Source organism: Microbacterium nymphoidis, assembly GCF_021044885.1.
Lineage (GTDB): Bacteria > Actinomycetota > Actinomycetes > Actinomycetales > Microbacteriaceae > Microbacterium > Microbacterium nymphoidis.
Genome location: NZ_JAJNOD010000005.1, coordinates 109994 through 131623 on the forward strand (window position 1 = coordinate 109994; position 21630 = coordinate 131623).

Here is a 21630-nt window from a genome sequence, read left to right on the forward strand (position 1 = left end):
GTCGACAAGGATATGTGCCGCGCCCGACATCGCGGCTGTGAAGCACCATTGCGTCATATCGGCGTCACATTGATGTTGCCGTCCATGCAGCGTCGCGGCGGTCTCGGGATGGCACGGGCCGGATCGGCCCCGTTCCCCCGCGCCACGCCGGGGCCCGTATGCCGCGTGCATACCCATGCCAGAATCGACGTACCTCCCACCCCTCAAGGAGTGTCATGTCCCCCGAAGCGCCTCCGACAGCGCCCCGCGTCCTCGTGGTCGACGACGACCCGGACGTCGCCCTTCTGGTGAAAGTCCTGCTCGAACGCCGCGCCGGGGCGGAGGTCGAGGTCGCCACCAGTGGTGAATCCGCCCTGGCACGGGTGAGCGCCTTCCGCCCGGATCTGGTCGTCACGGACATCGAGATGCCCGGGCTCAGCGGCTTGGAGCTGCTGGCCGAACTGCGCCGACGCATGCCCGGCGTCCCGGTGGTGGTCATGACCGCGCACGTTTCGGTCGAGTACGCCGTCTCGGCGTTGCGCGCCCAGGCCGACGAGTTCCTCACCAAGCCGCTGGACAATGCGCGCCTGGTCGATGTCGTGCAGCGTCTCGCTGAGGAGGGTCGTGCGCGCCGCGGCCATCGCCGCCAGACCGTGCTGGCGGTGGGCGCCCACCCGGATGACGTGGAGATCGGCGTGGGCGGGATCCTCGACGCGCACGCCGCTGCCGGGGACGAGATCACCATCCTCACCCTGTCTCGCGGCTCGCGCGGCGGCAATGCCGACAGCAGACAGGGCGAGTCGCTGGCGGCCGCCGAGCTGCTCGGGGCGCGCCTGTTCCTCAAGGATCTGGTGGACACCGAGATCTCCGGCGGCGGGGCCACCGTCCGTCTCATCGAAGAGGTCGTCGCCGAGGTGCAGCCCACGGTCGTCTACACCCACAGCGTCCATGATCGCCACCAGGACCACCGTGCGGTGAGCGAGGCGACGACCGTCGCCACGCGGCGCGTCGGCACCGTCGCCTGCTATCAGAGCCCTTCGGCCACGATCGAGTTCCACCCGACCCGCTTCGTGCGGATCGAGGACTACCTGGATCGCAAGCTCGAGCTCTTGGCGTGCTTCGGCTCGCAGACCGCGTCCCGCGACTATCTGGCGCCCGACTTCGTCACGGCCACGGCCCGGTACTGGTCGCGTTTCGGGGGCGGCTCCGCGGTGGAGCCGCTGGAGATCCTCCGCGAGACCGCCGAATTCGTACGCGTGCACGCGTACGCCGAACAGGAGGCATGATGCCGATCCGCGTACTCGTGACAGGGGCCGGCGGCCCCGCCGGCGTCGCCGTCATCCGTTCCCTGCTCACGCGCACGGATGTCACGGTCTTCGCCGCCGACATGGACGGCTGGGCGAGCGGCATCTACCTCGTTCCCGCCCCGCAGCGGCGTCTGGTACCTCCGGGCGCGGACGCCGGCTTCGTCCCCGCCCTGGCACGACTGGTGCGCGAGGACCACCTCGACCTGGTGATCTCCACCGTCGACGTCGAGCTGATCGAGCTGGCGGATCGCCGTGGCGAGCTCGCACCCGCCATGCTGGCGGCACCGACGGCCGACACCCTCGCCTGCGCGCTGGACAAGCTCGCCCTGGCGCGTCGCTGCCAGCACACCGGGCTGGTGCCGCGCACCGAGCCCGTCGGCCCGGACGCCCTCGCGGTGGACTGGACCTTCCCGGTGTTCGCCAAGCCGCGCCGGGGAGCCGGCAGCCGCGGCATCCGCCTGGTCCCGGATCGCGCGGCCCTCGAAGCCCTGCCGGGTGACGCCGACCTCATCGTGCAGGACTTCCTACCCGGCGACGAATACTCGGTGGACGTGATCGCCGATCACGACAGCCGTGTGGTGGCTGCAGTGCCGCGCACCCGCACACGGGTCGACTCCGGCGTGGCCATCGCCGGTCGCACCGTGCACGACCCTGAGCTGGAGGAGGCCGCAGCGCGCATCGCCGAGGCGATCGGGCTGGTGGGTGTCGCCAACGTGCAGCTGCGACGCGACCGCGACGGACGAGCGGTCCTGCTGGAGGTCAACCCCCGCTTCCCCGGAGCGCTGCCGCTCACGATCGCCGCAGGTGTGGACATCCCGTCCCTCGTGGTGGATCTGTTCACCGGCGTGGACCTCCCGGACCGCCTGCCGTTCCGGGAGCTCGCCACGGTGCGCTTCCTGGAGGACGTGATCCTCGATCCCGCAGAGCTGCTGGAATCGGACCACGCCGGACACCAGGACGACTGATGCTCGAGATCCTGCGCGGCGACCATCACGTGCACTCCACGTTCTCCGACGATGCCGTCTCCACGCCGGAGGAGAACGTCGCGGCCGCGCACACCGCAGGGCTCCGGGAAGTCCGCCTCGTCGATCACGTCCGCCGGAGCACGACGTGGGTTCCCGACTACGTCCGGGCGATGCGTGCCCTCGCCGTTCCGGACGGGCTGAAGGTGCGCACCGGCGTCGAGGCGAAGATCCTCGATCGCGACGGGACGCTCGACATCCCGCCACTGCCCGATGGCGTGGAGCGGATCCTGATCGCCGACCACCAGTTCCCCGCCGCGGAGGGTCCGCTCGGGCCGACCGAAGTGCGACGGCGCATCGATGCGGGATGGTCGATCGCCGATGTGCTGGACGACTACGTGGGTGCGCTCATCGCGGTGATGCAGCGCCACCCCGGCAACCAGCTCGCGCACTGCTTCTCGCTGCTTCCCAAGCTGGGCATCGAGGAGTCCGCCGTCGGTGAGGAGCGCCTCACCGCCTGGGCCGATGCCGCGCGGGCGACGGGCACCATCGTCGAGGTCAACGAGAAGTGGGCGTGCCCTGCCCCGGCCGCCCTCGCGGCAGCACGCCGCGCCGGTGTCGAGCTCGCGGCGGCCACCGACAGCCACACCGCCGGTGACGTGGGACGGTACGCCCGAGTCCGCGACCTGCTCGACGCGCTCGGTGACCCGCTGTGAACGGTTTCGACGTCGCGCTCATCGTGGTGCTGCTGGTGTGCGTGTTCCTGGGCACGATTCCGGTGCTGTCTTCGGCTTACCAGTTCCTGCTGCTCCCGCTGCACGCGGTGCGCAACCACTACGGCAGAGCACGTCCGCACACCCCGCGGGTCGCCGTGGTGATCCCGGCGTGGAACGAGGGGCTGGTGATCGGCTCGTCGATCGACCGCCTCCTCACCCTGGACTACCCGGAGGACCTGCTACGCATCTTCGTCGTGGACGATGCCTCCACGGACGACACCCCGGCCGTGGTGCGCGAGCGCGCCGCACGCCATCCCGGCCGCGTGGTGCACCTGCGGCGCGAGGTGGGCGGCGAAGGCAAGGCCCACACCCTGAACCATGGGATCGGCCGGATCCTGGCGGACGACTGGGCCGACGCCGTGCTGATCATGGACGCCGACGTGATCTTCGCGCACGACTCGCTGCGCAAGATGGCACGTCACCTGGCGGACGAGCGCGTCGGCGCTGTCACCGCCTACATCGCGGAGGGCAGCGCGGATCGCAACTATCTGACGCGCTTCATCGCGATCGAGTACGTGATCTCCCAGCTGGCCGCACGACGCACGCAGAACGTGCAGGGAGCCATCGCGTGCCTCGCCGGAGGCGCTCAGCTGCACTCACGGGCCAACCTCGAGGCGATCGGCGGACGCATCCCCACGGGCACCCTCGCCGAGGACACCATGACCACCTTCGAAGGCCAGCTTCACGGGCGGCGCATGGTGTTCGAACCGCACGCGGTGGTGCTCGCGGAGGAGCCGCGGACGATCGATGCCCTGTGGAAGCAACGGCTGCGCTGGGCGCGCGGCAACGTGCAGCTCACCTCGATCTACAAGCGTCTGTGGTTCCGTCCCAGCCGCGAACACCGCCTCGGCAGCCTCTCATTCGGACTGGTCTGGTTCAGCATCCTGCTGCTGCCGGCGTTCATGCTGCTGGCATCCGCCGCCCTCCTCGTGCTGCTGATGCTGCACAGCGACATCGCTGAGGCGGCGTTTCGCTACATGTGGATCTTCACGGCGTGCGTCTACATCTATCTGATCGTCTTCTCCGTGCAGCTGGACCCCCGGATCGGATGGCACTCGTGGCGAGAAGCGATCCTGTTCCCGGGCATCGGCGCGGTGCTTCTCATGCTCGCGGCGCTCTTCCCGAACCTGCCCGAGTTCGTCGCGCAGACGGTGTTCGGGGTGACGCTGGGCCATCAGGGCCAGATCACCCTCCTCGTGATCTTCTATCTCTGGGGACCGGTGTCGATGCTGGGAGCGTGGGTGGCGCGCTTCGCCGAGCGGCTGCCCGGTGGCCGCTTCCTCGCCGGCCTCATGCTGTACGTGTTCGGCTATGGCTCGCTCCTGTGCGCCATCACCGTCGATTCGTACATCAAGGAATGGCGGCGCGCGGACGCGTCGTGGGTCAAGACCGAGAAGGTCGGAAGGGTCGCCTCATGAGCGCACACTCGCCCCGGGACGCGGAGAGGGACGCGCGGGACATCGCCCGTGACGCCCGCCGCGAGCGGCTGCTGATTCCGCAGGCGCTCATCGCCCTGATCGTCGTGGCGGCCGTGGTCGTCCTGCGCGAACTGCTGCTGCGATGATCTCGCGACCGCTTGCTCTCGTGGTCGAAGACAGCGAGGACCAGGTGGAGCTGCTCCGGCGCTACCTGGGTCGTGAGGGCTTCGACACCTTCGCCGCCTTGGACGCGGAGGCGGCCATCGCCGCGCTGGATGACATCTGCCCGCAACTGGCGATCATCGATCTGCTGCTGCCGGGCATCTCCGGCGCGGAGTGCGCGCTCCGCGTGCGCGAACGTCACCCCGACTGCCGCCTGGTCATCAGCTCGGTGCTCGACGAGGCCGACTACCCCGCGGCTGACGCAGCGCTCCCGAAGCCGGTGCGAGGATCGGAATTCCACGACATGATGCAGCGGATGTACCCGTGAGCGGCACCCGCTCCGACCGCGCCCGCGTGCGCTGGTATGGCGTGATCGACGATCCGAACCCGCTCGTCAAGCAGCTCCCCACCATCGGGGCGGTCCTCGTCGCGCTGCTGCTGGTGCTGTCGATCCCCGGAATCGAGTTCAGCAACGCGCTGCTGGCGCTGATCGGGGTCGGCGTCGTGGCGGTGGCCACTGCGGGGGCCGCCGTGCTCAGCCGGCGCAGCGTGTCCGACGGGTGGTGGGTGCTCGCGATCCCGATGGTGGACATCCTCGCCATCGGCCTGTTCCGCGCCGGCACTGGCGGGACGACGTCCCTGTTCGGATCGCTCGTGCTCCTGCCCGTCGTGTGGCTGGCTGCCACTCCGGGGCGTCGTCACGTCTACATCGTCGCGGTGCTCACCTCCATCGCCCTCCTCATGCCCTACTTCGCGTCGCCGCCGAGCAACACGGTGGACTGGCTGCGCGGTGTGATCTCCCCCCTGGTCTTCGCGGCCGTCGCCGCAGTCGTCAACGAGCTGTCGCGCCAGCAGCGCCGGCAACTGCGCCGATCGGAGCGTCTGGTCACCGAGCGCACCCGCGCCCTGCGGGAGAACCAGGAGATCGTGCTGCGGCTGCGCGAATCGGAGCAGCGCTATCGAGGTCTCCTGGACTCCTACCAGAGCCTGTGGGCATCCATCACCGCCCAGGCGATGATCGCCACCGACCCCGAGGGAATCGTGGTCTCGTGGAACCCCGGCGCGCGCCGCCTGCTGGGCCACACCGAAGAGGAGGCGCTCGACGGGGTGAGCATCGAGCGGTTCTTCCCGGCGGGGTCGCTCGGGGGTTTCACGGGCATCGCCTCGGAGTCTCCTGTGACGGCGCTGTTCGCGATGGTCGATGCGGGTGCGGAGGTTGACGGCGACATCGACGCGATCACCGCGAGCGGCTCGGTGTTCCCGGCCCGCCTCACCGCCACGCCGCGTCGCGATGGAGCCGGCCGGCACATCGGGTACCTCCTCGTGCTCAGCGATGAGACCCGCACCGCCGAGATCGCGCGGATGAAGGACGAGTTCGTCGGAATGATCTCGCACGAGCTGCGCACCCCGTTGAGCTCGATCGTCGGATTCCTGGACCTCCTGCAGACCGACCCGGCAAGCCCGCTCACCGACGAGCAGCTCGGATTCGTGGAGGTGATCGAGCGCAACGCGCAGCGGCTGCTCAAGCTGGTCGGGGATCTGCTGTTCACCGCTCAGGTGGAATCCGGGCGGTTCCCCGTCGAGCGCACCAGCATCGACCTGGGAAGCGTGGTCCGCTCCGCGGTCGCGTCCGCAGGTCCGCAGGCCGTGCGCGACGGCATCGAGCTGCACTCGGACGTGCCGGACGAGCCGGTGATCATCTCCGGTGACGCGGGGCGCCTCGGACAGGCGGTCGACAATCTGCTCTCCAACGCGCTGAAGTTCACGCGCGCGGGCGGGTCGGTGACCGTTGAGGTCGACTCCGACGCCGAAGCCACGGTGGTGCGTGTGCGCGACACCGGCATGGGCATCCCGCTCGACGAGCAGAAGAAGCTGTTCACCCGGTTCTTCCGCGCCTCCACGGCCACCCGCAACGCGGTTCCCGGTGTCGGGCTCGGGCTCACGATCACGCGCGCGATCGTGCTGGCCCACGGCGGCGAGATGAGCGTGACGAGCGAGGAGGGCGTCGGCACCGAGTTCCGCATCCGTCTTCCCCGCACGTCCCGCTGACCGCGACCCTGCGGCCCGTGTGACCCGCGACGCTTCCTTCCGGGGGCCAGAATCCCCGTAACGCCGGGATCCTCACCCGGGGACGGAAGTCCCACGGTGCCGAATAGGGTGGATCCGTGGCAGACACCCTCAATCGCGACATCCTGAGACTGGCTCTGCCCGCGCTCGGCGCCCTCATCGCCGAGCCGATGTTCCTCATCGTCGACTCCGCGCTCGTCGGCCACCTCGGCACCACTCCGCTCGCCGGACTCGGCATCGCCTCCGCCGTGCTGCAGACCATCGTCGGTCTCATGGTGTTCCTCGCCTACTCCACCACCCCGGCGGTGGCGCGCCGATTCGGATCCGGCGACATGCGCTCGGCGGTCTCGGTCGGCATCGACGGCATGTGGCTGGCTCTCGGCCTGGGTGCGATCCTCGCGTTGATCGGCTACGGCGCCACCCCGTTCCTGGTTCAGTTGTTCGGTCCGACCGAGGCGGTGGCCCATCAGGCGGAGCAGTACCTGGGCATCTCGATGTGGGGCCTTCCGGCGATGCTCATCGTCTTCGCCGCCACCGGCCTGCTGCGCGGCATGCAGAACACCCTCATCACGCTGTGGATCGCCGGCGGCGGGTTCGCGCTGAACGCCCTGCTGAACGCCCTGTTCATCTACGGCTTCGGCTGGGGCATCGGCGGCTCGGCCTTCGGCACCGTGGTGGCGCAGTGGACCATGGTGGTGGCCTATGTGCTGATCGCTGCCCGGCTGGCCAAGCAGCACGGCGCCTCCCGGCGCCCGCAGCGTGAGGGCGTCCGCGGATCGGCGCGCTCCGGGGGATGGCTGTTCCTGCGGAGCCTGAGCCTGCGTGTCGCCCTTCTGGCAACCGTGGCCGTGATCACCGGTATCGGCACCGAGGAGCTTGCCGGTTATCAGGTGGTCTTCACGATCTTCTCCACCGCGGCGTTCGCCCTCGATGCCCTTGCCATCGCGGCACAGGCGCTCGTCGGCAAGCAACTCGGCGTGGGCGATCGGCGGGCGACCCAGGCGGTGCTTCGCCGCCTCCTCGGATGGGGTCTGTGGTTCGGCGTCATCGTGGGCGTCGTCATCGGCGCGCTCTCGGGCGTGATCGGCCTGCTCTTCACGGGCGACGCCGCCCTCGCCTCGCTGATCCAGCCCGCGCTCATCGTGCTGGCCGTCTCGCAGCCGATATGCGCGATCGTGTTCGTCCTCGACGGCATCCTCATCGGCGCGGGGGACGCGCGCTATCTGGCCGTGGCCGGGGTTCTGAACCTGGTGCCCATGGTGCCCGCCCTCGTCCTGGTCAGCGTGACGAGTCCGGCGGACGCCGCAGGGCTCGCGTGGGTGTCGGTCTGCTTCTTCGGCGTGTACATGATCGCGCGACTGCTCACGCTGGGCTGGCGCATCCGCGGCACGCAGTGGATGAACGCTCCGGTCTGATCGATGAAAGATCAGAAACGCACCGCGCGCGCGGCTCGGAGGTGCGTTTTCCATCTTTCCCCGGCGCTCGGCGACCTCGGGGCGGGTCGGCGGCGTTCGCGCGGCGCAGCGGGTTAGCGTGGCAGCATGCGCCGCACCCTCGCCTTCGCAGCCCTCGCTCTCGCCGCGATCGGCATGGTGGGATGCACCGCGACCGCGGAGTCGGACAACAGCGCGCAGACCACGAGCACGCGGGTGCCGACTCCGGATCCCGTGATGACGGCGACGGCGCCGCCGTCACTGGATCAGATCGATCTGTCCTACTGGTCCGCGCAGGTCTTTGGCGCGGAGACGCCGCTCTGGCGCAAGGACGAGGTGCTCGCGCCAGGGCACGATGAAGAAGCCGACGTCACCGGCGGCGACGACGCCCGGGTCGACATCGCCTGCACCGGGTTCGGCGCGGCCACCGTCACCGTCGTCGTCACCTCGGCGGGCACTGCCGCCGCGCCGGAGTCGCTGACGTGCTCGCCCAATCTCGACCCCGAGGCGGCCGTGCTGAGCATCGACGTGGTCGGCGGCACAACCACCACCGTCGCGATGTCCGCCAGCGCCGAAGCCGGCGTGGCGATGCAGTCCGTCGCGCGCTGACGCGGTCTGCGCGCACCAGGTCAGGGACTCAGTCCGCGTAGCGTCGGCACCACTCGTACATCACGACGGCGGCGGCAGCGCTGGCGTTGATGGATCGCGTCGATCCGTACTGGGTGATCTCGATGAATCCGTCCGCGCCCGCCAGGGCCTCCGGCGACAGGCCGGGTCCTTCCTGCCCGAACAGCAGGACGCATGCCTCCGGCAGTTCGGCGTGATTCACCGGCTGAGCGTCGCCGACGTTGTCCACGGCGATCACGGGGAGTTTCTCGGCACGCGCCCAGCTGAGGAACGAGGCGACGTCTTCGTGATGCACGACGTGCTGGTAGCGATCGGTGACCATCGCGCCCCGACGGTTCCAGCGACGGCGACCGATGATGTGCACCGTGTCGGCGAGGAAAGCGTTGGCGCTGCGCACGATGGAGCCGATGTTCATGTCGTGCTGCCAGTTCTCGATTGCCACGTGGAACGGGTGGCGGCGGGTGTCGAGGTCCGCCACGATGGCCGCCATGCTCCAGTACCGGTAGCGGTCGATCACGTTGCGGGTGTCGCCCTCGCGCAGGAGCTCCGGGTCGTACCAGGGGTCGGTCGGCCAGTCCCCCGTCCAGGGCCCCACACCGTACGTGCTCTGTTCGGCAGTCTCCTCGCTCACCCCTCAACGGTAGTCGGCCCCAGACCGTTTCATTGCGCGCGAATGGCTCCATCGCGGGCCGGATAGGGACCTTTCGCGCGCAATGAAACACGTCGGTGCCATCTGGACTTTTCGGCATGCCTAAATATCTGGCGTAGAGTTTTCGGTATGCCGAAAACTCTCGACGCTCCCCCCACCCGAGTCCCCCGCTCCGGCTGGCTGCTGGGCCCCGCACTGGTGGCCGGCATCGCCTACCTGGACCCCGGCAACGTCGCAAGCAACATGTCCGCCGGCGCCGAGTACGGCTTCCTGCTGGTGTGGGTCGTGGTGCTGGCGAACCTGATGGCGTGGCTCGTGCAGTACCTGTCCGCGAAGCTCGGGATCGTCACGGGTCAGAGCCTCGCCGAGCTCATCGGCGCACGCATGCGGAACCGGCCCGCGCGCATCGTCTACTGGTTGCAAGCCGAGCTCGTCGTGATGGCCACCGACATCGCCGAGGTGATCGGCGGCGCCGTGGCCCTCCACCTGCTGTTCGGGGTGCCGCTCGTGCTGGGCGGGCTGATCACGGGAGTCGTGTCCCTCGGCCTGCTGATGCTGGCGTCGCGGCGCGGCATCCGTCCGTTCCAGCGCGTGATGATCGGGATGGTGGTGATCATCGCGATCGGCTTCAGCGCGGGAATGCTGCTCGCGCCACCCGACGCCGGTGACGTTCTCGGTGGCCTGGTGCCGCGTTTCGAGGGAAGCGGCTCCGTCCTCCTGGCGGCGTCGATTCTCGGGGCCACGGTCATGCCGCACGCGATCTACGCCCACTCCGCTCTGGTCCGGGACCGGTTCGGAGCCGACGACGGCACCCGGCCGCCCGTGGGACGGCTGCTGCGGGCCACGCGATGGGATGTGTCGATCGCGATGATCGCTGCGGGAAGCGTCAACCTCTGCATGCTGCTGCTCGCCGCGACCCACCTCCCCGGCGTGGCGGGTACCGACACGATCGAGGGCGCGCACGCGGCACTCGGCTCGGCCATGGGACCGGTGATCGCCACGCTGTTCGCCGTGGGACTGCTCGCCTCGGGGCTCGCGTCCACATCGGTCGGGGCGTACGCCGGTGCCGACGTGATGCACGGCCTGCTGAAGGTGGACGTCCCGGTGCTGCTGCGCCGTGCGGTCACGCTGATCCCGGCGATCATCGTGCTGGGTCTCGACGTGGATCCCACCTTTGCGCTGGTGCTCAGCCAGGTGGTGCTCTCCTTCGGCATCCCGTTCGCGGTGATCCCGCTGGTGCGCCTGACCGCGCGCCGCGACGTGATGGGTGCGCAGCGCAACCACGTCATCACCAGTACGCTGGGGCTCCTCGTGGCGGCGGCGCTGATCGTGCTGAACGTGATGCTGCTCTGGCTGACCTTCACCGGCGGATGACCGGTTCTCGAACCGGCGCAGAACCTGATTGACTGGAGTCATGCGTCGGTCGCCGCTTCCCCGGATCGCACGCGGCTCGTCCGCGGCGTTCATCGCGACCTTCACCGCGCTCGTCTCCCACGTGGCCGCCGGCGGCGCTATGCCCGCTGCGACGGGTCTGATCGTGCCCCTTCTGCTCTCCGCGGCGGTGTGCATCCTGCTCGCGGGCCGGCGGCTCTCCGCCGTCCGGCTGAGCGTAGCGGTGCTGATCAGCCAGGGGATCTTCCACGTGCTGTTCGTGCTGGGCGCCGACCCGCTGATCGTCGGCCACCTGCACGGCGCTGAGCTCACTGCAGCCATGAGCGCGGCCGCCGCTTCGTCCACGACGACCATCGTGCCGACCACGGCCGCGATGTGGATGGGTCACGCGGTCGCGGCGGCTCTCACCATCACCGCCCTGCACCGGGGCGAGAGCGCGGTCCGATCCGGCCTCGCCCTGGTGCGGGAGATCGTCGCAGCCTCCGCGCGCCGCATGCGACTGCTCCTCGGTGCCATCGCCACCCGACGTCCGGTGCGCACGACGATCCCCGCTCCGCGCCGGATCGTGCCGCGCCCGGCTCCCCTGCTGCGATCTGTCCGCCGGCGCGGCCCGCCGCTCGCGCCTTTCGCCGTTTCCTGAGCGCACACCGCAGTGTGACTCTGCGCCGTGGCGCCCGACCACCTCGTGGCGCGGCACTCTGACGCACCGGCGGATGCCGGCTCCGCGCGTGAGCGCTCCGCGAAACGGAGGGCCGCGCACGGGGCGCCGCCGGCGAGTGAGCGCACGAGACGACGTTTCGCGCAGATCGTGTCGCCCACACGAGACGGCCTCGGGCTCCCGAGCACGCAGGCCTGACGCGTGTGCCGTTCACGGAGCTCGCGATCCGTCGCGGTGTGCGGGACGAGATTCGTGGTGTGCCATGCAGGTCTCGCTCACGGGATGAGACCCGGAAGTCTCGCCCGCCGGACACGGAACGCATAGCTCACCCGCGGCGCACGGAACGCATGTCGGTTCGCGCCGGCTCCCGCCGACGTCTGCGACACGTTCGCGTGTCCGCGGATGCTGCGTGGGGCCGGTGCCCGGCGTCTCCGTCTCACCGCGCAAGTCCGGAAACCCCTCACGACAACGCAGTGCGCGAGCGTCACGTTCACGCTCACGCCACCTCTTCATCGCGCCTCCGCGCGCACCGACTCCGCCGGCTCTCCGGCACGACCGAAAGGCCCCCATGTCCACCACGTCCCCAGCCCGCTCCCGCCGGCACGTACGGCGAACGGCGGTGATGGCCGCCATCCTCGCGCTGCTCACCGTGTTCGCGCTGCCGACGGCGGCGTCCGCGCACGACCAGCTGATCTCCTCGGACCCCGCGGCTGACGCACAGCTCGACACCGCTCCGACCACCGTCACCCTCGAGTTCTCCGCCGCCATCATGACCACAGGTCTCGCGATGACCGTGGTGGATGCCGACGGTACGGATCACCTCGCCGATGCACCCATCGCAGACGGCACCACCGTGACCGCGACCCTCGACGCCCTCCCGGTCGGTGGGTATCAGGTGCGGTGGCGCGTGGTCTCCAGCGATGGGCACCCGATCAGCGGATACATCCCCTTCACCGTGGGGGATGCCGAACCGCTGCCGGTGCCTACCGCCGGGGAGGAGACCGCCTCCGACGGAGACACCGCAACCACGGACGACGACGAGACCATCACCACGGCCAGCACCGACTCCGCCGCGGGCTCCGACTCGGGTTCGGACGATCCGGCTGTGCTGCGCACCGTCCTGATCGGCGCCGCGGGCGCAATCGTCGCGGTCGGCGTGCTCGTCGTGATCGTCGTCCTCAATCGGCGCTCGCGCCGCGGGGATGACGCCCGCGACGACTCCACCACCGACACCACCTCGACCACTGACACCACCTCCACCACCTCCACCACAGACACCACTGACGAAAAGGCACACTCGTGAACATCTCCTCCCGCAGCGCTCTGATCACCGCCGGAGCGCTCGTCCTCTCTCTCGGCCTCGCCGGTTGCGCAGGCTCCGCCGACGCCGCCGCTCCCTCGGGCGGTGTGACCGCCGGCACCGCGTCAGAGGCGACAGCACCTCTCGCCCTGACCGATGCCTGGGCCAAGGCCGCGAAGGTGGGCGATATGACCGCCGCATTCGGCACGCTCACCAACGACGGCGACACCGATCTGACCGTCACGTCCGCCACCGTGGAGCTCGCGGGCACGGCCGCCGCGTCCGAGATCGAACTGCACGAGACCGTGATGGACGCCTCGGGGACCATGACGATGCGCCCGGTGGACGGCGGATTCACCGTGCCCGCACACGGTTCGCTCACCCTGGAGCCGGGCGGAAACCACATCATGCTGATGGGTCTGGCGTCCGACCTCGTCGCGGGTGACGAAGTGTCCATCACCCTCACCCTCACCGATGGATCGACGCTGTCGGTGACGGCGCCGGTGAAGGACTTCACAGGAGCCAATGAGACCTACGGGGGCGACGACATGAGCGGAATGGACCACGGCGAGCACACTTCGGATCCCACGCCATGACGTCGGGCGACCACTCCTCGATGCCACGTCGGCGCCTGGCGAGCCGGCGACAGTTCCTCCTCGGAGGAGCTGTCGCCGGCGTGGGGGCAGCGGTCGCGATCGGGGCGGACCAGTTGCTGGCCCGCCCCGCCGCACCCTCATCTGCCACGCCGCCCGCTGCCGCAGATGCTGCCGCCGAGCAGGTGCACGGCGCGGACATCGTGATGTTCCACGGGAAACACCAGGCCGGAATCGATACCCCGCCCGCAGCCCACGCGACGTTCCTCGGCCTCGATCTGCGAGAGGACGTCGATCGTGACGGGCTGCGCCGGCTCATGCGTGTGTTGTCGGATGACGCCGCCCGTCTCACGGCGGGTCGCGCGGCCCTGGCCGACACCGAGCCGGAACTCGGTGCGGCCCCCGCCCGGCTCACGGTGACCTTCGGCTTCGGTCCGGGCTTAGTCACGCGCGCGGGAGGCGCAGCCCCCGGCTGGCTCGCTCCGCTTCCCGCGTTCGGCATCGACCGGCTTCGGCCGGAGTACAGCGAGGGCGACCTGCTCCTCATCGTCTCCTCGGACGACGCGGTCACGCTGGCCCACGCCACCCGCATGCTGCTGAAGGACGCACGCTCGTTCGCCTCCGTGCGCTGGAGCCAGTCCGGATTCCGGCGTGCGCGGGGCACGGAGGCATCGGGCACCACGATGCGCAACCTGTTCGGGCAGGTCGACGGCACCAGCAATCTCGTCCCCGGCACGGCGGACTTCGATCGCCTGGTGTGGATCGACGACGGCTGGCTGGCCGGAGGCACGAGCTTCGTGCTGCGGCGCATCGAGATGAACCTGGACACGTGGGATGAGGTGGATCGAGCCGGTCGCGAGCAGTCCATGGGGCGCTTCCTCGACTCGGGTGCGCCCCTCACCGGGACGAAGGAGCACGATGAACCGGACTTCGCAGCGACCACCTCGCTCGGGTTCCCCGTGATCCCGGACTTCTCACACGTGCGCCGCGCGCGCAGCGACAATCCGGACGAGCGTATTCTCCGTCGGGCATACAACTACGACGAGCCGCCGGGCGGGGCAGCGGTGAGCCGTTCCGGACTGCTGTTCGGCTCATTCCAGGCGGATGTCTCCCGGCAGTTCACCCCACTGCAGCGCCGGCTGGACGAGCTGGACCTGCTCAACACGTGGACCACTCCGATCGGGTCGGCGGTCTTCGCCATCCCGCCCGGCTGCGAACCCGGCGGGTACGTCGGGGAGACTCTTCTCGACGCCTGAACCCCGTTCATCGTGCGCGAATGGCCCCTTCCCCCCGGATATGGGAGCCATTCGCGCACGATGAAGCGGGATAGATTGAGGGGGTGGCATCCCCTGCGGTCGACGACTATCTGAAGACCATCTACGCGCACACGGAGTGGCAGGACGACCCGATCACCCCGTCGGTGCTCGCCGGCGCTCTCGGCGTGGCCCCCTCCAGCGTCACCGAGATGGTCAAAAAGCTCGCGGCCGCCGGGCTCGTCTCCCACCAGCCCTACGGTGCGATCCGCCTCACTGACGGCGGGACGATCCGGGCCCTGGGAATGCTGCGGCGGCACCGCCTCATCGAGACGTGGCTGGTCCGCGAGCACGGTTATGCCTGGCACGAGGTGCACGACGAGGCAGAGGTCCTGGAGCACGCGATCAGCGATCGTCTGCTGGAATCGATCGACGAGCAACTGGGCCGCCCGCGCTTCGATCCCCACGGCGACGCCATTCCTGACGCCTCAGGTCGCATCGAACGCGAGCCCTTCGTACTGCTGGGCGACGCCCACACCGGCCACCGCGGCCGGGTGCTGCGCGTGAGTGACCGGGACCCGGACCTCCTGTGCGCCATAGAGGACGCCGGCATCCAGGTGGGGTCGGAACTCGTGGTGGGAACGGCCGTACCGGCCGGCGCGGAAGCCGCCATCTGGCTCACGGTCTGACGCCCGCCCGCGACCGACCCGTGCGGTGCGAGCGCAGGGCACATAGGGTCGAAGCGTGATCGAACCCATCGCCTTCCCCGCCGTCGATGCCGACTGGACCGCCTTCACCACCACGCGCTACGACGATCGTCTCGCCGAGGTGGTCGACCTCGCAGATCAGCTGAAGGACGGCAGCAGCCGACCCGCCGCCGACGTTCTGGAACTGTGGAACCGCCTGCAGATCGCGCTGATCAGCGTCGCAGCCGAGGCCTCGCTGGTGTCAGAGACGCATCCCGACCGGGACATCCGCGCGGGCGCCGAGGAGCGCGTGACACGCGCCGGCGCCATCGAGGCCCAGCTGATGGCCGACGCCGATCTCGCCGCCGTGTTCGCGGCGACGGACGTGACGGGTCTCGACGCGGATGCTCTCCGCCTACGCGACCGGGTGCTGCGCGATTTCCGTCGCGGCGGCGTCGACCTCGACCCGGCGACGCGGGCCGAGGTCACCCGGCTCGCGGATCGCGACACCGAGCTCAGCCTCGCGTTCGGTCGCAACATCCGCGAAGGCCGGCGCGAGATCCGCGTGACACCCGACTCTCTCGCGGGCCTTCCGCAGGACTTCGTCGACTCCCATCCCGCGGATGCCGAGGGGCTGGTGACCATCTCGACCGACTACCCCGACCTCATGCCTGTTCGAGAATACGCGCGGGATCGCGCGACGCGGCTGGCCATCTCAGCCGCGTTCGGTGATCTGGCCTGGCCGGAGAACGACGCCGTCCTCGCGGAACTGCTCGAGGTGCGCGAGCGCCGCGCGCACCTCCTCGGCTACGGAAACTGGGCCGATTACGAGACCGAGACGCGCATGGTCGGGTCCTCGGCAAACGTGGCCCGCTTCCTCGACGAGGTTGACGCGGCCTCCCGCGAGGCGATGATGCCCGAGTACGAGCTTCTCCTCGAGCGCTTGCAGGAGGACGACCCCGCCGCCACCGAGGTACTGGCGAGCGACCTGGCGTACCTTCTCGGCACCCTCCGGCGCGAGCGATATGACGTCGACTCACAGGTCGTGCGCTCTTATTTCTCCTTCGATCGCGTCCTGGAGGGTCTGCTCGGCACATCGGGCCGCCTGTTCGGCCTGACCTATATGCCAGTCTCGGCATCGACCTGGCACGAGGATGTGCGCACCTATGACGTGCTCCAGGGCGACGAGCGGATCGGCCGCATTCATCTGGACCTGCACCCGCGGGAGGGCAAGTACAACCACGCCGCGTGCTTCCCGATGGCGCCCGGAGTCGCCGACGCCGTTCTTCCTGAGGCGGCGCTCGTGTGCAACTTCTCGCGTGGCGCGATGGAGCACGACGAGGTCACCACGTTCTTCCACGAGTTCGGGCACCTGGTCCACGACATCCTCGGTGGTCACCAGCACTGGGCCCCCTTCTCCGGTGTGGCCACGGAATGGGACTTCGTGGAGGCCCCGAGCCAGATGCTCGAGGAATGGGCCTGGAACCACGACGTGCTGCGGACGTTCGCGCACAACGACGCCGGCGAGGAGATCCCCGCTGCCTTGGTCGAGCGGATGCGCACCGCGGACGCCTTCGGGCGCGCACTCGGCGTCCGCACGCAGCTGGGCCACGCTCGTACGTCCTTCCACCTGCACGTGGATCGTCCCGCCGATATCGCCGCCGCGGTGGAGGGGTATTACGAATCCGCGAGCCCGGTGCGACGGCTGCCGAACACGCACTCCTACGCGGGGTTCGGCCACCTCACCGGCTACGGCTCCTGCTACTACACGTACCAGTGGAGTCTCGTGATCGCGCGCGACCTCCTCACCGGATTCGATGCGGACCTGATGGCGCCCGAACCGGCACAGCGCTACCGCGAGCGCATCCTCGCGCCGGGGGGCTCGCGCGATGCGGCGGACCTCGTCGAGGACTTCCTCGGCCGGCCGTACTCGGTGGAGGCGTATCGGAGCTGGCTCAGCCGCGGGTGAGGCCTGCGACCTTTTTTGGAAGGCGACTGGGCCCGCAGAGGAATACCTCGTGTGAGCACAGATAGCGAGATCCTCCGCGACGCGGAGCACACGCCGCAGGCGTTCGCGGAACTCTTCGACCGGCATGCCGTCGTCGTCGAGTCCTTCCTGCGTCGACGGCTGGGTGCGGATGCCGCGGAGGATGCACTCAGCGAGACCTTCCTCGTCGCCTTCCGACGCCGCGGTTCCTTCGACCATGCGTGGGAGTCTGCGCGTCCGTGGTTGCTGGGCATCGCTGCGCGGGTCGCAGCCAGGCACCGCACCACCGAGGCCAGACACTGGCGCGCCGTGGAGGCCTCGGCGTCCCGCGGCGAGTTCACCACCGGAGGCGGGATCGATGAGGCCACCGGACGCCTGGATGCGGCAGCGGCGATACAGGCGCTGGCACCTCGGATCGCGGCCCTGTCGCAGAAGGAGCGGGACACCCTCCTCCTGTACGCCCTCGCCGGACTCGCGCCGGATGAGATCGCGCAGGCGCTCGGCACACGGGTCGGCACCGTCTGGTCGCGGCTGCACCGCATTCGGAAGAAGCTCGCTCCGGCGGGCTCGCATTCTTCTCGGCTCACGTGGATCGGAAAGGAACTGGACGATGGATCAGCTCGAGCACGTGCGTGAGATCGAATGCGCACCGGACGCCGCGGCCACGGCCCGCATCGCGCGGGCGCGCGGCCGGGTGATGTCGGAGGTGTCGACATCAGCCCGGCGACGGCACCGCATGCGATGGGTGTGGGGTGGCACGGCGACGGTGGGCGGGCTCTCCGCTGCGGCGATCGCCGCCACGGTGATCCTTGCGGGCGCCGTGGCACCTGTCGTCTCTCAGCCCGCCTCAGCGGCCGCGGCCGAAGTCGTCAGCGAAGCCGCAGAGATGGTGGTCACCGGAACGGACCCGGCCCTCCAGCCGGGCCAGTATCTGCGCGTGCGGGAGACCTACGAGCTGGTCGCTCTCTGGGATGCGGATGCAGGGGACGGGACCGACCCGATCGCCGGGTTCAACATGGCCTCGTTCCTCACCGCGGAGGGTGCCGTGCTCCAGCGCGGTGTACGCGACCTGTACGTACCGGCTGAGCGCTCCGGCGACTGGGTGCAGGACGATCGGGCCGTGAACGACGTGGTGCAGGTGTGGGGGGATCCGCGCACGGCGGATGCGTTCGCCGGACTCGTCGCTGCAGCCCCCGCACGGGACGCGGATCCGGACGGACTGACGGTGCTCCCCGGCGGGGCGTACCAGCGCACGCCACAGGAGACTCCGCCTCCGGGAAGCACCGCGGCCGCTCCGCAGGGCGAGGAGGAGTTCTACGACCTCTTCCGCCCCTTCTACGGCGAGATGCCTCGTGACCCGCAGCAGCTCCTCGGCTGGTACCGCGACCACCTGCAGACGTCGTCAGACGACTGGTACGTGTTCCAGGCGATCGGACGTCTCCTCGGCACCGACCTGATGCCCGCGGATCTGCGTGCGGCGTCACTGCGGGTGCTGGGCCTACTCGGCAATGTTGACGTGGCCGGGACGAACGGCACCGTGACGACGCTCGCCATGACGACGCAGTTCACCGAAGAGACCGAGTTCGGCGACCAGCTCGTCTCGGAGCTCGACATCGACACGAGCACGGGTCGCATCGTGGGCATCCGCGAGGGCTACCCGCATCGTTCCACGTCACTCATGCCGGCCGGTGTGCCCTGGGCTTCATGGTCGATCGAGGTCAGCGTCGTGGACAGCGCGCCGATGCCGTGATCGGATGACGGGCCGTCGGCTGTGAGGCCGGCGGCCCGCCGTCGTTCACGCAAGCGTGTCGAGTGCCGCGATCACGTGGTCCCAGAACGCCGGGACATCAAGCGCGGTGACCACGTGGACGTTCGACTCCCGGCGCAGCATCCCGTCGATGTCCACACTCGTGGCACCGCGGGTGTGGGTGCCGACGAGTTCGACATCCAGCCGGGTGTGCACGGCGGTGATGGTCTCCGGTGCCGCGAGGACCGCGACGGCGACCGGATCGTGCAGCGGCCCGTCGGGCATGCCGAAGACCTCGTCGTTCGTCGCGCAGAAGAAGTCCAGGAGTTCGGCACCGAACCGCCCGGTGCTGTTCCCCACCGCGGCCACGCGCTGCCGCACCTCGGGAGTGACCAGCGCGGTGTGCGTGACGTTGAGGCCCACCATCGTGAAGCGGATTCCCGAACGGACCACGATGTCCAGCGCCTCCGGGTCCACCCACGCGTTGAACTCGGCGTACGGGGTGACGTTGCCCCGCTCCGTGGAGCCACCCATCCAGACGATCTCGCGAATGCGTCCGTGCAGCTCCGGATGGTCGCGCACGAGCACCGCCACGTTCGTGATGGGGCCGGTGGCGATGATCGCGACGGGTTCTCCGGAGGCACGCAGCACATCCGCCATCAGCGCGGTGGCATCCCGCGCGTCGAGCTCGAACGCTGCGGGCGGAAGCTCCGGTCCACCGAGGCCGTTCTCGCCGTGGATCCACTCCGCGGTCTCCAGCTCGCGCTCCAGCGGCGCGGCCGCGCCCGCGGCGACCGGGATGTCGGTGACACCTGCGACCGTGAGGATCACGCGCGCGTTCCGCTCGGTGTGCGCAAGTCCGGCATTGCCGCCCACCGCGGTGACGCCCCGCACGTCGAGGCGGTCACTGCCGAGTGCCAGCCAGAGGGCGAAGGCGTCGTCGTGTCCGGGATCGCAGTCGATGAGCACGGGGATCGGAGTCGTCACGGCCCCATCCTCCCATTCGCACCCGGGGCCTTCGCATGTCGTCGGCCTTCCGCCGTCACCAGCCATGTCCCGGAACGAGGAGATTTCGTCCAGACAAGGACACCGCCGCCACATCCATCCTCATTTGGCGCCAATGTCCTCGTGTCGCGACGGTGTCCGATCGCCCGAACCCGGACGACCACTGGTGCTCATCCGGACGGACCGAGAGCCACCCGCCGAGTCAGCCATGTCCCGAAACGAGGAGATTTCGTCCAAACAAGGACACCAGGACGGGCAGTGGTCCTCGTTTGGCGCTGATGTCCTCGTTTCGCGACAACAACCGTGCCTGGCGACAGTGTCCAGTCGTCTGAAGCCGCACGAGCACGGGCATTCATCCGGACGGACCGAGAGCCACCCGCCGAGTCAGCCACGTCCCGAAACGAGGAGATTTCGTCCAAACAAGGACACCAGGACGGCAGTGGTCCTTGTTTCGTGACGTTGTCCTATTTCTGCGTCACCACGGGCCCGCGAACACCCCCGCCACCGCACACGCGTCGCCCCAGACGTGCGGCGAGGAACGGGGCCGCGGCCACCGTCGCACCAGGCTCCGTGCCGCGATGCCTCAGCGGCCGAAGCGGGCGAAGGGCCAGACCGTGCGGGTGGCGTCCTCACAGAACGCCCATGCCGCAGCTCCCACCTCCGGCTCGGCGCTGATCGCCGTGAGCGGGTTGCGCGCATCGCGGTCGGTGATGCGCGGCTCTCCCCGCAGGCGCCCGACGGGTCCGACCATGTCGCCGGGGCCGACAGCGGGGTCGATGAGGGCGCGCACCTCATTGGTGGCTCCCGCCTCCTTCGACTGCGCGATGGGGGCCTGCAGGTTCGCAAGGAAGCGCTTGATCCGGGACGGCTGGTTCACCCCGGCGATGCCCGCGGAGCGTCCGCCCAGGGAATAGCCCGGGTGCGCGATCACACTCGCCACCGGAACATCCGCAGCACGCAGCCGTCGATCAGCCTCGGCGCCGAGTGCCTGCACAAGGAACTTGGACTGTACGTACGCACGTGCGACCTTGTACCCGGCTTCGAGTTCCGGCGCGAGATCCCGCGAGCGCCACGACGCCACCGATACGGATCCCAGCCACACCATCCGCGCGCCCGGCGTCTTCAGCCCGGTGCGGGCGAGGGCGGGCAGCAGCTCACCGGCGAGGGCGAAGTGGCCCAGCACATTGGTCTGCAGCACCAGCTCGTGCCCCTCGGCCTCCTCGCGCTGTTTCGGCGGGTGGACCACTCCGGCGTTGAGGATGATCCCGTCCAGCCGCTCCCGCGAGCGCAGCGTCGCCGCGGCGGAGCGGATCGATCCGCCCTTGGTGACATCGAGCAGGATCGACTCGGTGGAGGCCTCCGGCACCCGACGCATGATGGCCGCGCGTGAGGCCGAGAGCCGGTTCGGGTTGCGGCCGCTGAGAATGACGTGGGCTCCGGTGCGGGCCAGTTGCGCTGCGGCGAAGAAGCCGAGACCCGCGGTGGCACCCGTGATGAGAAACACCCGCCCCGTCTGATCCGGCAGGTGCTCCGTGTCCCAGGCAGGATCCATTCGCGCCACGGAGCCACAGTATCCCGCCGGGCGTGCTCGCCACGGCATACGCACCGGGGTCGCCTCATCCTCGTCGC

At 69.6% G+C, this 21630-nt stretch carries 21 protein-coding genes; 18 read left to right on the forward strand and 3 right to left on the reverse strand.

From position 1 onward, the window contains the following. Window positions 1–215: 215 nt before the first annotated feature. The 9 genes from LQ566_RS14595 (at window position 216) to LQ566_RS14635 (ending at window position 8713) form a co-directional block, all read left to right on the forward strand. A complete protein-coding gene (locus tag LQ566_RS14595) occupies window positions 216–1265 on the forward strand; it encodes a response regulator (RefSeq protein ID WP_231092457.1) in 1050 nt (349 codons plus the stop codon). Then, window positions 1265–2251: an ATP-grasp domain-containing protein gene (locus LQ566_RS14600; protein WP_231092458.1), complete on the forward strand. Its 987-nt coding sequence runs from the start codon at window positions 1265–1267 to the stop codon at window positions 2249–2251. Before LQ566_RS14595 ends, LQ566_RS14600 begins: the two co-directional genes overlap by 1 nt. Beyond that, entirely contained in the window at window positions 2251–2964 is a 714-nt protein-coding gene (locus LQ566_RS14605; RefSeq protein WP_231092459.1) for a PHP domain-containing protein, read from the forward strand. The genes LQ566_RS14600 and LQ566_RS14605 overlap by 1 nt, the downstream gene beginning before the upstream one ends. Continuing rightward, the gene (locus LQ566_RS14610) at window positions 2961–4442 is read left to right on the forward strand and encodes a glycosyltransferase family 2 protein (RefSeq protein ID WP_231092460.1); all 1482 of its coding nucleotides are present in this window, start codon (window positions 2961–2963) and stop codon (window positions 4440–4442) included. The genes LQ566_RS14605 and LQ566_RS14610 overlap by 4 nt, the downstream gene beginning before the upstream one ends. Then, a complete protein-coding gene (locus LQ566_RS14615) occupies window positions 4439–4588 on the forward strand; it encodes a hypothetical protein (protein ID WP_231092461.1) in 150 nt (49 codons plus the stop codon). Before LQ566_RS14610 ends, LQ566_RS14615 begins: the two co-directional genes overlap by 4 nt. Beyond that, the gene (locus tag LQ566_RS14620; protein ID WP_231092462.1) at window positions 4585–4932 is read left to right on the forward strand and encodes a response regulator; all 348 of its coding nucleotides are present in this window, start codon (window positions 4585–4587) and stop codon (window positions 4930–4932) included. The genes LQ566_RS14615 and LQ566_RS14620 overlap by 4 nt, the downstream gene beginning before the upstream one ends. After that, window positions 4929–6653: a sensor histidine kinase gene (locus tag LQ566_RS14625; RefSeq protein WP_231092463.1), complete on the forward strand. Its 1725-nt coding sequence runs from the start codon at window positions 4929–4931 to the stop codon at window positions 6651–6653. The genes LQ566_RS14620 and LQ566_RS14625 overlap by 4 nt, the downstream gene beginning before the upstream one ends. Window positions 6654–6769: 116 nt before the next feature. After that, entirely contained in the window at window positions 6770–8086 is a 1317-nt protein-coding gene (locus tag LQ566_RS14630; RefSeq protein WP_231092464.1) for an MATE family efflux transporter, read from the forward strand. Between the two features lie 126 nt (window positions 8087–8212). Further along, window positions 8213–8713, forward strand: coding sequence for a hypothetical protein (locus LQ566_RS14635; protein WP_231092465.1), 501 nt, complete (start codon window positions 8213–8215; stop codon window positions 8711–8713). 28 nt (window positions 8714–8741) lie between these two features. Here LQ566_RS14635 and LQ566_RS14640 read toward each other — a convergent pair whose 3' ends face one another. Continuing rightward, window positions 8742–9362 (reverse strand): TrmH family RNA methyltransferase, encoded by a 621-nt coding sequence (locus tag LQ566_RS14640; protein WP_231092466.1) that lies wholly within the window; start codon window positions 9360–9362, stop codon window positions 8742–8744. 147 nt (window positions 9363–9509) lie between these two features. Between LQ566_RS14640 and LQ566_RS14645 the strand changes: the two genes are divergently transcribed. From LQ566_RS14645 to LQ566_RS14685, 9 genes are all read left to right on the forward strand, one after another. Next, window positions 9510–10754: an Nramp family divalent metal transporter gene (locus LQ566_RS14645; RefSeq protein ID WP_231092467.1), complete on the forward strand. Its 1245-nt coding sequence runs from the start codon at window positions 9510–9512 to the stop codon at window positions 10752–10754. Between the two features lie 40 nt (window positions 10755–10794). Next, a complete protein-coding gene (locus LQ566_RS14650; protein ID WP_231092468.1) occupies window positions 10795–11412 on the forward strand; it encodes a hypothetical protein in 618 nt (205 codons plus the stop codon). Window positions 11413–11998: 586 nt separating this feature from the next. Continuing rightward, window positions 11999–12733 (forward strand): copper resistance CopC family protein, encoded by a 735-nt coding sequence (locus LQ566_RS14655; protein WP_231092469.1) that lies wholly within the window; start codon window positions 11999–12001, stop codon window positions 12731–12733. Next, a complete protein-coding gene (locus LQ566_RS14660; RefSeq protein ID WP_231092470.1) occupies window positions 12730–13326 on the forward strand; it encodes a copper chaperone PCu(A)C in 597 nt (198 codons plus the stop codon). Before LQ566_RS14655 ends, LQ566_RS14660 begins: the two co-directional genes overlap by 4 nt. Further along, window positions 13323–14579, forward strand: coding sequence for a Dyp-type peroxidase (locus LQ566_RS14665; protein ID WP_231092471.1), 1257 nt, complete (start codon window positions 13323–13325; stop codon window positions 14577–14579). Before LQ566_RS14660 ends, LQ566_RS14665 begins: the two co-directional genes overlap by 4 nt. A gap of 83 nt (window positions 14580–14662) precedes the next feature. Next, window positions 14663–15265, forward strand: a complete 603-nt coding sequence (locus tag LQ566_RS14670) for a metal-dependent transcriptional regulator (RefSeq protein ID WP_231092472.1) — start codon at window positions 14663–14665, stop codon at window positions 15263–15265. A 55-nt stretch (window positions 15266–15320) separates the two neighbouring features. Next, window positions 15321–17231: a M3 family metallopeptidase gene (locus tag LQ566_RS14675; protein ID WP_231092473.1), complete on the forward strand. Its 1911-nt coding sequence runs from the start codon at window positions 15321–15323 to the stop codon at window positions 17229–17231. 51 nt (window positions 17232–17282) lie between these two features. Continuing rightward, complete coding sequence (locus LQ566_RS14680) at window positions 17283–17885, forward strand: RNA polymerase sigma factor (RefSeq protein ID WP_231092474.1); 603 nt, start codon at window positions 17283–17285, stop codon at window positions 17883–17885. Beyond that, complete coding sequence (locus tag LQ566_RS14685) at window positions 17860–18999, forward strand: hypothetical protein (RefSeq protein WP_231092475.1); 1140 nt, start codon at window positions 17860–17862, stop codon at window positions 18997–18999. Before LQ566_RS14680 ends, LQ566_RS14685 begins: the two co-directional genes overlap by 26 nt. A gap of 45 nt (window positions 19000–19044) precedes the next feature. On the opposite strand, the gene LQ566_RS14690 is transcribed toward LQ566_RS14685, so the two are convergent. Both LQ566_RS14690 and LQ566_RS14695 read right to left on the reverse strand, forming a co-directional pair. Next, entirely contained in the window at window positions 19045–19983 is a 939-nt protein-coding gene (locus LQ566_RS14690) for a nucleoside hydrolase (RefSeq protein WP_231092476.1), read from the reverse strand. Window positions 19984–20584: 601 nt separating this feature from the next. Next, window positions 20585–21553 carry an SDR family NAD(P)-dependent oxidoreductase gene (locus tag LQ566_RS14695; RefSeq protein WP_231092572.1) on the reverse strand — a complete coding sequence of 323 codons (969 nt, stop codon included), beginning with the start codon at window positions 21551–21553 and terminating at the stop codon, window positions 20585–20587. Between the last annotated feature and the right edge of the window lie 77 nt (window positions 21554–21630).